The sequence below is a fragment of the Streptomyces indicus genome (genome assembly GCF_900100315.1).
In the GTDB taxonomy this organism is placed as follows: Bacteria; Actinomycetota; Actinomycetes; order Streptomycetales; family Streptomycetaceae; genus Streptomyces; species Streptomyces indicus.
This window is the reverse complement of the sequence record NZ_FNFF01000008.1, coordinates 252739-264662: the sequence shown is the minus strand read 5'-3', so window position 1 is coordinate 264662 and position 11924 is coordinate 252739. Positions and strand designations below refer to the sequence as shown.

Annotated in this window: 11 protein-coding genes; 10 read left to right on the top strand and 1 reads right to left on the bottom strand. The window is 73.5% G+C overall.

Features of this window, described 5'->3' with window-relative positions:
• Nucleotides 1-68 precede the first annotated feature (68 nt).
• Nucleotides 69-857: a class I SAM-dependent methyltransferase gene (locus tag BLT97_RS21350; protein ID WP_093612659.1), complete on the top strand. Its 789-nt coding sequence runs from the start codon at nucleotides 69-71 to the stop codon at nucleotides 855-857.
• A 36-nt stretch (nucleotides 858-893) separates the two neighbouring features.
• On the opposite strand, the gene BLT97_RS21345 is transcribed toward BLT97_RS21350, so the two are convergent.
• On the bottom strand, nucleotides 894-1409 hold the full coding sequence (locus tag BLT97_RS21345) for an Lrp/AsnC family transcriptional regulator (RefSeq protein ID WP_093612657.1): 516 nt from the start codon (nucleotides 1407-1409) through the stop codon (nucleotides 894-896).
• Nucleotides 1410-1653: 244 nt separating this feature from the next.
• Between BLT97_RS21345 and pdhA the strand changes: the two genes are divergently transcribed.
• The 9 genes from pdhA to BLT97_RS21300 all read left to right on the top strand — a co-directional run bounded on the left by pdhA (nucleotide 1654) and on the right by BLT97_RS21300 (nucleotide 11805).
• Nucleotides 1654-2802, top strand: coding sequence for a pyruvate dehydrogenase (acetyl-transferring) E1 component subunit alpha (pdhA, locus tag BLT97_RS21340; protein ID WP_093612655.1), 1149 nt, complete (start codon nucleotides 1654-1656; stop codon nucleotides 2800-2802).
• Nucleotides 2799-3848: an alpha-ketoacid dehydrogenase subunit beta gene (locus BLT97_RS21335; RefSeq protein ID WP_093612653.1), complete on the top strand. Its 1050-nt coding sequence runs from the start codon at nucleotides 2799-2801 to the stop codon at nucleotides 3846-3848. The genes pdhA and BLT97_RS21335 overlap by 4 nt, the downstream gene beginning before the upstream one ends.
• A complete protein-coding gene (locus BLT97_RS21330) occupies nucleotides 3848-5272 on the top strand; it encodes a dihydrolipoamide acetyltransferase family protein (protein WP_093612651.1) in 1425 nt (474 codons plus the stop codon). Before BLT97_RS21335 ends, BLT97_RS21330 begins: the two co-directional genes overlap by 1 nt.
• Before the next feature lie 153 nt (nucleotides 5273-5425).
• Nucleotides 5426-6451 carry a DUF6457 domain-containing protein gene (locus BLT97_RS21325; RefSeq protein WP_093612649.1) on the top strand — a complete coding sequence of 342 codons (1026 nt, stop codon included), beginning with the start codon at nucleotides 5426-5428 and terminating at the stop codon, nucleotides 6449-6451.
• Nucleotides 6448-8034, top strand: a complete 1587-nt coding sequence (locus tag BLT97_RS21320) for a molybdopterin molybdotransferase MoeA (RefSeq protein WP_093612647.1) — start codon at nucleotides 6448-6450, stop codon at nucleotides 8032-8034. The genes BLT97_RS21325 and BLT97_RS21320 overlap by 4 nt, the downstream gene beginning before the upstream one ends.
• Nucleotides 8022-9128 carry a potassium channel family protein gene (locus BLT97_RS21315; RefSeq protein ID WP_093612645.1) on the top strand — a complete coding sequence of 369 codons (1107 nt, stop codon included), beginning with the start codon at nucleotides 8022-8024 and terminating at the stop codon, nucleotides 9126-9128. The genes BLT97_RS21320 and BLT97_RS21315 overlap by 13 nt, the downstream gene beginning before the upstream one ends.
• A gap of 48 nt (nucleotides 9129-9176) precedes the next feature.
• Nucleotides 9177-10154, top strand: a complete 978-nt coding sequence (locus BLT97_RS21310; protein WP_093612643.1) for an NAD(P)H-quinone oxidoreductase — start codon at nucleotides 9177-9179, stop codon at nucleotides 10152-10154.
• Nucleotides 10155-10426: 272 nt separating this feature from the next.
• Entirely contained in the window at nucleotides 10427-11122 is a 696-nt protein-coding gene (locus tag BLT97_RS38920) for a hypothetical protein (protein ID WP_143041363.1), read from the top strand.
• Nucleotides 11123-11262: 140 nt separating this feature from the next.
• On the top strand, nucleotides 11263-11805 hold the full coding sequence (locus tag BLT97_RS21300) for a bacterial proteasome activator family protein (RefSeq protein ID WP_093612639.1): 543 nt from the start codon (nucleotides 11263-11265) through the stop codon (nucleotides 11803-11805).
• Nucleotides 11806-11924 lie beyond the last annotated feature (119 nt).

Genomic DNA, 11924 nt, shown 5'->3' with positions numbered 1-11924 from the left:
GCGCCGTACGACAGCCGCCGAACCAGGACCCCTCGCCGGGCCGTCGCCGCGTCGCTAGCATCCGGGGCATGACCGAGATCGACCCCGTCACCCACAACCGCCAGGCCTGGGACCGCGAGGTCGAGCGGGAGAACGAGTGGTCACGGCCCGTTTCGCCCGAGGTCGTCGCCAAGGCGCGGGACGGCCAGTGGTCGATCGTGCTCATCGGGTACGAGACCGTGGACCCCGCCTGGTTCCCGCCGGACCTCACCGACTGCGACGTCCTCTGCCTCGCCTCCGGCGGCGGACAGCAGGGCCCGGTGCTCGCCGCGGCCGGAGCCCGCGTGACCGTGTTCGACAACTCGCCGCGCCAGCTGGCGCAGGACGAGATGGTCGCCGAACGCGAGGGGCTCGATCTGCGCACGGTGCTCGGCGACGCCCGCGACCTCAGCGCGTTCCCGGACGCCTCGTTCGACCTGGTGGTGCACCCGGTCTCCAACCTCTTCATCCCCGAACTGGCCCCGGTGTGGCGGGAATGCCACCGCGTGCTGCGCCCCGGCGGCACGCTGCTGTCCGGCTTCGTCAACCCGGACGTCTACCTCTTCGACGCGGAGGCACTCGACACACGCGGAGAGCTCGTCGTGCGCCACCGGCTGCCGTACAGCGATCTCACGCACCTGGAGCCCGGCGAGCGGGAGCGGCTGTGGGGCGCACAGGCGCCGCTGGAGTACAGCCACACGCTCACCGAGCAGATCGGCGGCCAGATCGCCGCCGGTTTCGCCATCACCGGCTGGGCGGAGGCACCCCACCACTCGGACGCGACGGCCGGCTGGCTGCCGGGCTACTTCGCCACGAAGGCGGTCAAACCCTCTGCCTAGAAAGGAAATTCGACCAGGGCGCCGCCGCCTTCCCCCTCAAGCCTCCGGATCCAGATCCGTCTCCTCGAACACCAGCAGCGTCCGCGTACTCAGAATCTCCGGCATCGACTGCAACCGCGTAAGGACCAGCTCCCGCAGCGTGCGGTTGTCCGGCGTGTGCACCAGGAGCAGAACGTCGAAGTCGCCGCTCACCAGGGCGATATGGGCCGCCCCCGGGAGCGCGCGCAACTGTTCGCGGACCGTGCGCCACGAGTTCTGCACGATCTTCAGGGTGATGTACGCGGACGCCCCCTGCCCCGCCCGCTCGTGATTCACCCGCGCCCCGAAGCCGCGGATCACCCCGTCCTCGATCAACCGGTTGATGCGTGCGTACGCATTCGCGCGCGAGACATGGACGTGCTCGGCCACGGAGCGTATCGAGGCGCGACCGTCCGTCTGCAGCATCCGCAGGATCGAGCGGTCGATGGAGTCGAGCGGGCGCGGCGGCATCTCGGCGGCCTCCGGCACCGGGGCGCCGGACTCGGGCGCCCGCTCGGAACCGTCCTCGGCCATTCGTTCAGATGCCATGTCCCCCCGCCTCCCTACCATGGACGTAATGCATCTATCCCAGGCTGTGGAGAACCGTTTGTCCACAGCCTGGAGGGGCCTGTAGCCAAAATGTGCCGGCGACCGAACAATCGGTTGGTGAGGCGCGTCACAGCCGCGCCGCCGAGGCACTCCTGCGAAGGAGCCGCCGAGCCGCTCCCACAAGGAGGTGCAAGTGGTGTCTACGCGCACAGGACGCAGCACACCGGTGATGGAGCAGCGGGGGACCCACCAGCCCACCCCGCCGCCCGCCTGGAAGCCCCGCACGGATCCCGCCCCGCTGTTGCCGGACCCCGAGCCCTACCGGGTCCTGGGCACGAGCCGGGCGGCCGAGGCCGACTCCACGCTGCTGCTCAAGCTGTACGGGGAGCTGGTGCGCGGGCGCCGGTACAACGCGCAGGCGACCGCCCTCACCAAGCAGGGCCGCCTCGCGGTCTACCCGTCGACCACCGGCCAGGAGGCCGCCGAGGTCGCCGCGGCGATGGTCCTCCAGGAGCAGGACTGGCTCTTCCCCAGCTACCGGGACACCCTCGCCGCCGTCGCCCGCGGGCTCGACCCCGTGCAGGCCCTCGGACTGCTTCGCGGCGACTGGCACACCGGCTACGACCCGTACGAGCACCGCATAGCCCCGCTCAGCACCCCCCTCGCCACCCAGCTGCCGCACGCCGTGGGCCTCGCGCACGCCGCCCGCCTCAAGGGCGACGACGTCGTGGCGCTCGCCATGGTCGGCGACGGCGGCACCAGCGAGGGCGACTTCCACGAGGCGCTGAACTTCGCGGCCGTGTGGCAGGCCCCCGTGGTCTTCCTCGTGCAGAACAACGGCTTCGCGATCTCCGTGCCGCTCGCCAAGCAGACCGCCGCCCCGTCGCTGGCCCACAAGGCCGTCGGCTACGGGATGCCGGGCCGCCTGGTCGACGGCAACGACGCGGCGGCGATGCACGAGGTCCTGAGCGAGGCCGTACGCAACGCACGGGCGGGGCGCGGCCCGACGCTGGTCGAGGCCGTCACGTACCGGATGGACGCGCACACCAACGCCGACGACGCCACGCGCTACCGCAGCGACGCCGAGGTCGAGACCTGGCGCGCGCACGACCCGGTCGCGCTGATGGAGCGCGAGCTGACCGGCCGCGGGCTGCTCGACGAGCAGCGGATCGAGGCCGTACGGCAGGACGCGGAGGAGTTCGCGGCCCGCCTGCGCCAGGGGATGAACGCGGATCCGGTGCTCGACCCCATGGACCTGTTCACCCATGTCTACGCGGAGCAGACCAGCCAACTGCGCGAGCAGGCCGCCCAGTTGCGGGCCGAGCTCGACGCCGAGGCCGAGGCCGAGGCCGCGTCCGGAGCGGAGCAGGAGCGATGAGCACCGCCACCAGCACAGCCGCCGGCCGTACGGGCACCAAGCCGGCCACCATGGCGCAGGCCCTCCAGCGGGCCCTGCGCGACTCCCTGGCCGAGGACCCGGCGGTCCATGTGATGGGTGAGGACGTCGGCACGCTCGGCGGCGTCTTCCGCATCACCGACGGGCTCGCCAAGGAGTTCGGCGAGGACCGCGTCACCGACACCCCGCTCGCCGAGGCGGGCATCCTCGGCACCGCGGTCGGCATGGCCATGTACGGGCTGCGGCCCGTCGTGGAGATGCAGTTCGACGCCTTCGCCTACCCGGCGTTCGAGCAGCTGATCTCGCACGTGGCGAAGATGCGCAACCGCACCAAGGGCGCCATGCCCCTGCCCCTGACCATCCGTGTGCCGTACGGTGGCGGCATCGGCGGAGTCGAGCACCACTGCGACTCCAGCGAGGCGTACTACATAGCGACCCCCGGACTGCACGTCGTCACGCCGGCCACCGTCGAGGACGCGTACGGACTCCTGCGTGCCTCGATCGCCTCCGACGACCCGGTGATCTTCCTGGAGCCCAAGCGGCTCTACTGGTCGAAGGGCTCCTGGAACCCCGAGGCGCCCACGGCCGTGGAGCCGATCGGCAAGGCGGTGGTCCGCCGGACCGGCCGCAGCGCCACCCTCATCACGTACGGGCCCTCGGTCCCGGTCTGCATGGAGGCCGCCGAGGCCGCGCAGGCCGAGGGCTGGGACCTCGAAGTGGTCGATCTGCGCTCGCTGGTGCCCTTCGACGACGAGACGGTCTGCGCATCCGTGCGGCGCACGGGCCGTGCGGTGGTCGTGCACGAGTCGGGCGGCTTCGGCGGCCCCGGCGGCGAGATCGCCGCGCGCGTCACCGAGCGCTGCTTCCACCACCTGGAGGCGCCGGTGCTGCGCGTCGCCGGGTTCGACATCCCGTATCCGCCGCCGATGCTGGAGCGCCACCACCTGCCCGGGGTCGACCGGATCCTGGACGCGGTGGCCCGGTTGCAGTGGGAGTCCGAGGGCGGGCTCGAAGGGGGGAGCGTCTGATGGCGCAGGTCCTCGAGTTCAAGCTGCCCGACCTCGGTGAGGGCCTGACGGAGGCGGAGGTCGTCCGCTGGCTGGTCTCCGTGGGCGACGTGGTCGCCGTGGACCAGCCGGTGGTCGAGGTGGAGACGGCCAAGGCGATGGTCGAGGTCCCCTGCCCCTACGCGGGCGTGGTGACGGCCCGCTTCGGCGAGGAGGGCACCGAACTCCCGGTCGGTGCACCACTGTTGACGGTGGCGGTGGGCGCCTCGCCCGACGCCGTCCATGAAGGCGCCGCGAAGAGCACCGAATCCGAGGGTTCGGGCAATGTCCTTGTCGGCTACGGCACCGGCGCCGCGCCCGCGCGGCGGCGCAGGGTGCGGGCCGGACTGACGGGCGCGCCCGGTTCCACGGCCGGGGCTGCTGCCGCGCCCTCGCCTTCTCCGCAGGCTGCGCCTGCTTCGCGTGACGGCGCCCCGGAGTTCGCCCAGGCGCCGGTGTCGGGGCACGTGGCGGCACCGGCCCCCGCCGCTCCCCCCGCCGAGGGCCCCGTCCCGGTGATCTCCCCGCTCGTGCGCCGACTGGCCCGCGAACACGGTCTCAATCTGCGGGAGTTGACGGGCTCGGGTCCGGACGGGCTCATCCTGCGCGCCGATGTCGAGTACGCCATACGGGCAGGGGCGGTCGAGCAGGCCCCCGGCGCGACTCCCGCTCCCAAGGCACCCGCCGGGCCGACCGCGGCATCCGTGCCGTCCGGCGAGGGCACCCGTATCCCGCTGCGCGGGGTCCGCGGCGCCGTGGCCGACAAGCTCTCCCGCAGCCGGCGCGAGATCCCCGAGGTCACCGTCTGGGTGGACGCGGACGCCACGGAACTGATGCACGCACGCACGGCGATGAACGCCTCGGGCGGACCGAAGATCTCGCTGCTCGCGCTCTTCGCCCGGATCTGCACGGCCGCGCTCACGCGCTACCCGGAGCTCAACTCCACGGTGGACACGGCCGCCCGCGAGATCGTCCAGCTGGACCGCGTCCATCTGGGCTTCGCCGCGCAGACCGAGCGCGGACTGGTGGTCCCGGTGGTGAAGGACGCGCACGCCAAGGGCGCGGAGGCGCTCACGGCCGAGTTCGCGCGGCTCACCGAAGTGGCGCGCGAAGGGCGGCTGACCCCGGCCGAGCTGACGGGCGGCACGTTCACGCTGAACAACTACGGGGTGTTCGGCGTGGACGGCTCGACGCCGATCATCAACCACCCCGAGGCGGCGATGCTCGGCATCGGCCGGATCGTGGCCAAGCCCTGGGTGCACCAGGGCGAGTTGGCGGTACGCCAGGTGGTGCAGCTCTCGCTCACCTTCGACCACCGTGTGTGCGACGGCGGCACGGCGGGCGGGTTCCTGCGCTACGTCGCTGACTGCGTGGAACAGCCCGCGGTGCTGCTGCGCACGGTGTGAGCCCACGGGGCGCGGCCGGACGACGACCGCCCGCGCCCCGGCCGCGTCCGCCACTCCGCCGGGCCCCGCGTACGGGAGGTGTGACGGAAGTCCCCCCGCACCCGGGCCGTTCGAAGGGGTAGCAAAGATCCAACGCGCGGCCATACTCGTCGGGTGACCACGTATGACGCCGTAGTGCTCGCCGGGGGCGCGGCCAAGCGCCTGGGGGGAGTGGACAAGCCCGCCGTGCAGGTGGGCGGGCGTGCGCTGCTCGACCGGGTGCTCGGCGCGTGTGCGGCGGCGGGCACCACGGTGGTCGTCGCACCGCCGCGGCCGACGGTGCGTCCCGTCGTATGGGCCCGTGAAGAGCCCGCGGGCGGCGGCCCGCTCGCCGCGCTGGCGGCGGGAGTCGACGCGCTGGAGCGCGCCCGCGAGCACCGGGAGCCGGAGCCTGCCGACGCAGACCAGGCCCCCGCAGACCGGCCCCTGGAGCGCGCCGACGCAGACCGGGCCCCCACATATCGGCCCCCGGAGCACAACTCCGCAGACTCGTCCTCCGAGCCCGCCCCCGACCTCCTCCTCGTCCTCTCCGCGGACCTCCCCTTCCTCGCCGACGAGACCGTCGGCCTGTTGCTCGGCGCCCTCGACGCGGCGGAGCAGGCGGCCGAGGCGCCGCTCGACGGGGCGCTGTTCACCGATTCCGGCGGCCGCGACCAGCCCCTCGTCGCCGTGTACCGCCGCTCCGCGCTGCGCCACGGACTCGACCGGCTGCGCGCCGAACACGGCGGCCTGACCGGGCTGCCCCTCAGACTGCTCACCACCGGACTCGCGCTCACCCGGGTGACCGAGCCGGAAGGCTCCCGTGCCGCGTTCGACTGCGACACCTGGGAGGACATCGCCGAAGCCCGGGCACGTATCAGGGAGCATGAACGCGTGCTGGATGAATGGATCACCGCAGTCAAGGACGAACTGGGTCTCGACCTGGACGTCGACACCGCCCTGCTCCTCGACCTCGCCCGCGACGCCGCCCACGGGGTGGCGCGGCCCGCGGCGCCGCTGACGACCTTCCTCGTCGGCTATGCGGCGGCGCGCGCGGGCGGCGGGCCTGAAGCGGTAGCCGAGGCCACCCGCAAGGCCGTGGCGCTCGCGGCCCGCTGGGCCGACGAGGACCGCCCCGACACGAAGCCCGACGCCGAGTGACCGCGCACCCCGCGCCCCGCCCGGGCCGCCGCGCGCCGCAGGCCGCACCGGCCCGGCGCTACTCCGCGCAGACCGGCCCCGGTCACCTCGCGTCCGACGACGGCGATCTCGACGTCGACGAGGCGCTCGCCCTCGTCAACGAGGCCGCGGGCAGGCCCGGTTCGGCGCCGGGTGGCCCGCACCCCCACGCGGGCGGCCCGAACCCGGGACGGCCCGACTCCCACCCGGGCGCAGCCGCCGGTGCGGACCAGGTCCCCGGCGGCCGCGCCCCCGAGCACCCGCACCCTTCGGTTCCCTCCGCCGCCGGCGGAACGGCGGCGCAGACCGGACACAAGAAGCACGACCACCCCCGTGCGACCCCGTGGCCGGAGGCCCGTGCCCGCGCGGCCCAGGCGGCCCGCCGCGCCCCCCGGCGCGAAGCGGTCGCCGTTCCGCTCGACGCAGCGCTCGGCCGGATCCTCGCCACTCCGCTCACCGCCCTCACCGACCTGCCCTCCTTCGACACCTCCGCCATGGACGGCTGGGCGGTCGCGGGCCCCGGCCCCTGGGACGTACGGCCGGACGCGATCCTGGCCGGGCACGCCCGGCCGGCTTCGCTCGCGGACGGCGAGGCGGTACGGATCGCCACCGGCGCCCGCGTGCCGCAGGAGGCCACCGCCGTGCTGCGCAGCGAGCACGGGGCGCTCGACGACCACGGCGGGCTGCACCCGCAGCGCGAGGTGGTGCACGGCCAGGACATCCGGCCGCGCGGCCAGGAGTGCCGCAGCGGCGACCAGTTGCTGCCCGCCGGCTCCGAGGTCACGCCCGCCGTGCTCGGACTCGCCGCGGCCGCGGGCTACGACGAACTGCGGGTGATCGCCCGGCCCCGGGCCGAAGTGCTGATCCTGGGCGACGAGTTGCTCACCGAAGGGCTCCCGCAGGAGGGCCTGATCCGGGACGCGCTCGGCCCGATGCTGCCGCCCTGGCTGCGCAGCCTCGGCGCCGAGGTCATCGCCGTACGCAGGATCGGTGACGACGCGCAGGACCTGCTCAAGGCGGTCGGGGAGTCCCCCGCGGACGTCGTCGTGACCACCGGCGGCACCGCCTTCGGACCGGTCGACCACGTCCACCCCACGCTGCGCGCCCTCGGCGCCGACCTGCTCGTGGACGGGGTGCAGGTGCGGCCCGGCCACCCGATGCTGCTTGCCCAACTGCCCGGCGGGCGCCACCTCGTGGGCCTGCCCGGCAATCCGCTGGCCACCGTCTCCGGCCTGCTCACGCTCGCCGAGCCGCTGCTCCGCAGGCTCGCGGGACGCCCGGCCGTGGAGCCGTATCACGCCCCCACGCGCGAGGAGATCCACGGCCACCCGTACGACACCCGTCTCGTGCCCGTGGTGCTGCGCGGCGAGCGGTCCGAGGAGGCCGTGCCGCTGCACTACAACGGGCCCGCGATGCTGCGCGGGATCGCCGCGTCCGACGGGCTCGCGGTGGTGCCGCCGGGCGGTGCCAAGCCGGGACAAGAGCTGGAGATCCTCGATCTGCCGTGGGCGTTGTCGACGCTCTCGTCGCCCGCGGCATATTCGGCAGGGGGATGTTTCACGTGAAACAGCACGGCAGCGATGTGATGGCGCGCAAGGCCGATGAGCGCTTCACCAACGGCCGGATCCATCTGCCCCGGCGGGTCGTGGAACGCCCGATGCGCCAGGTCGCCAAGCGCCTCATCATGGCGCTGACCGTCCTGGTCGCCACCGGCCTGATCGTCTACTTCGACCGCGACGGCTACCACGACAACACCGACAACGGCGTCGACTTCCTCGACTCCTTCTACTACGCGACCGTCACGCTCTCGACCACCGGCTACGGCGACATCGTCCCGGCCAGCGACGCGGCGCGGCTCGTCAACATCTTCGTCATCACACCCCTGCGTGTGCTCTTCCTGATCATCCTGGTCGGCACCACTCTCGAGGTCCTCACCGAACGCACCCGGGAGGAGTGGCGGCTGAACCGCTGGAGGTCTGCCTTGCGTGACCACACCGTCGTCGTCGGCTTCGGCACCAAGGGCCGTTCGGCGATCCAGACCCTGTGCGCCACTGGTCTGAAGAAGATGCAGATCGTGGTGGTCGACCCCAGCAACAAGGTGATCGAGGCCGCCACGGCCGAGGGCTTCGTGGGCGTGGTCGGCGACGCCACCCGCAGCGATGTGCTGCTCCGCGCCGAGCTGCAGAAGGCCCGCCAGGTCGTCATCGCCACCCAGCGCGACGACACCGCGGTCCTGGTGGCCCTCACCGCACGGCAGTTGAACCGCTCGGCGAAGATCGTGGCTGCCGTACGCGAGGAGGAGAACGCCCCCCTTCTGCGGCAGTCGGGCGCCGACGCCGTCATCACCAGCGCCAGCGCGGCCGGCCGGCTGCTCGGCCTCTCGGTGCTCAGCCCCAGCGCGGGCACCGTCATGGAGGACCTGATCCAGCAGGGCTCCGGGCTCGATCTCGTGGAGCGGCCGGTGATAAAGGCCGAGGTGGGCAAGAGCGTGCGCGAGACCGAGGACCTCGTGGTCAGTGTGCTCCGTGGTCACCGGCTGCTCGCGTACGACGACCCGGCGGCCTCTCCGCTCCAGCTCACGGACCGGCTGATCACCATCGTGCGGGCCACGCCGTCCGCCCCGCCGCCCCCGGACACGCGCCCGCTGCCGCAGCAGTGAGGCGTCGGGCCCAACCGCCCTGCGGGCCGGGCGAGTAGCCTCGCCCGCATGTATGCGATCACGATCCCCGAACCCGGCGGACCCGAGGCGCTCCAGTGGGCCGAGGTCCCCGATCCCGTACCCGGCGACGGCGAGGTGCTCGTCGAGGTGGCCGCGAGCGCGGTCAACCGCGCCGACCTGTTGCAGCGCCAGGGCTTCTACAACCCGCCGCCCGGGGCGTCCCCGTATCCGGGTCTGGAGTGTTCCGGGCGGATCACGGCGCTCGGTCCCGGTGTGAGCGGCTGGGCCGTGGGCGACGAGGTGTGCGCGCTGCTCGCCGGCGGCGGCTACGCCGAGCAAGTGGCCGTACCGGCCGGGCAGTTGCTGCCGGTGCCCGAGGGCGTGGACCTGGTGGCCGCGGCCGCGCTGCCGGAGGTCGTCTGCACGGTCTGGTCCAACGTGTTCATGGTCGCCCACCTGCGCCCGGGCGAGACGCTGCTCGTGCACGGCGGCGCCAGCGGCATCGGCACGATGGCGGTCCAGCTGGCCAAGGCGATCGGCGCCAAGGTCGCGGTCACGGCCGGCGGCAAGGAGAAGCTGGAGCGCTGTGCCGAACTCGGCGCGGACATCCTGATCGACTACCGCGAGCAGGACTTCGTCGAGGAGATCAAGGCCGCCACCGACGGCGCGGGTGCGGACGTGATCCTGGACATCATGGGCGCCAAGTACCTGGACCGGAACGTCAACGCCCTGGCCGTCAACGGCCGGCTCGCGATCATCGGCCTCCAAGGCGGGGTCAAGGGCGAGCTGAATCTCAACACGCTCCTGGGCAAGCGGGCCGCCATCACCGCGACCTCGCTGCGGGCCCGCCCGCTCGGCGAGAAGGCGGCGATCGTCGCGGCCGTACGCGAACACGTCTGGCCGCTGATCGGCGCGGGCCGCATCAAGCCGGTGGTCGACCGCACCCTGCCGATGAGCGAGGCGGCGGCGGCCCACCGGGTCCTGGAGGAGAGCGGGCACGTGGGGAAGGTGCTCCTCACGCGCTAGCCCCGCCCGCACGTCGGCCACCACCCGTTCCGGGTAGCCGGGAATCGGCCGGGATGCCGGATCTGTCACCCCGTGTGACGCTGGCAGCACGGCTTCTTGGCGACTCTTGGCGACTCGGACGGGGAGGGGCCGATCCCATGGCTCCACGGTTTCCACGGCGACGGCCCTCATCGGCGAGGGCCCGCGGCAGGATCGTTCGCGGGCTCGTTCAGGCCGGCTCCCGGTGGCTCGCTCAGGGCGGCTCCCGGTCCGGCCTCCTGACCGCGGTGCTCGTGGCGGCCCTGACCTGCGTACCGCTGACTCCCGCGTACGCATACGGGACGCCGCCCTCCGCACCGGCTGTGTCCGCGGGACCGCGGGCCGAGCCCGACCCGGCACCCTCCCGCGCGGGCAGCCGCCCGGGCGAGGGCCGCGAGCGCCCGGGCCGCGCGGAGCCGGACCCCACCCCCACCGCACCGGCCGCCCCGGACCCTTCCGCAGTCGCGTCGCGCCCCGACGAGGGGACACCGTCGGCCCCCGACAGCCCTGCCGACTCCCCTGACACGGGAGCCGGCACAGGCACTGCCACCGCCCCCGGCACCGGGACCACCACCCCTTCACCCCCCGCCCAGGACTCGTCCCGCCCGCCGTCCCCCGCCGAGCCCTCGGCCTCCTCCCCCTCCGAGTCCTCGGCCTCCTCGCCCCCCGAGGCCGCGTCCCGACCCCCGGCCCCGCCGACGGCCACCGCCTCCCCCCACCAATCCGAGTCCCGCTCCCACACCGCAGCCGACCCGCAGCAGCACTCCGCGGGCCAGGCCCCCCGGGACACGGCGGCCCGCGAGGTCGCCGCGGACGCCGAGGGGAGCGCGCAGGCCGCACCGGGCGTTGTGCCCACGGACCCCGCCCTGGTCGTGCTGCCGCTGGGCATGGGGCTGCTCTTCATCGGCCTGGGGCTGGCCTTCTTCGCCCTGCGGCTGCGCCGGGGCTGAGCCGGAACCCGAAGCCGGACCTCCCGCAGCTCCCTGCTGCTCCCCGCGGCTCGACACGGACCAGCCCGCCGTACACGGTGGATCACCGCGGAACGGGGGCACCACCGTGATGTGAGTCGTGTGTGCGAGAGAATGGCGGCATGGAGATGCCGAGGAACGACAGGTCACCGGAGAACCCCCAGATCCTGGTCGTGGGCCAGGACGGAATGGCTCTCGGCGGAGGCGACGGCGACGACGAGTCCCGGGAGGTCCCGGTGACGGAAATGGTCGAGCAGCCCGCCAAGGTCATGCGCATCGGCAGCATGATCAAGCAGCTTCTCGAAGAAGTACGGGCGGCACCTCTGGACGAGGCGAGCCGGGCCCGCCTCAAGGAGATCCACACCAGCTCGGTCAAGGAGCTGGAGGACGGGCTCGCCCCGGAGCTGGTCGAGGAACTGGAGCGCCTGAGTCTCCCGTTCACCGACGAGGCCACCCCGACGGATGCCGAACTGCGCATCGCGCAGGCCCAGTTGGTGGGCTGGCTGGAGGGCCTGTTCCACGGCATCCAGACCACGCTCTTCGCCCAGCAGATGGCGGCCCGCGCCCAGCTGGAACAGATGCGTCGCGCACTCCCCCCGGGAGCGGGCGGCCACGACGACGAGGACGGCCCGGCCGCGGGCCGCTCGGGGGGCCCGTACCTCTAGGCCCGACCGGTACGCGGCACCGCACCCGGCACGACGAAGCCCCGGCCCGCCGAAACGGCGGCCGGGGCTTTCGGCTTGCAGCGTCCGGGACGGGGCCGCGCGAGGCCCGCGTCCGTACC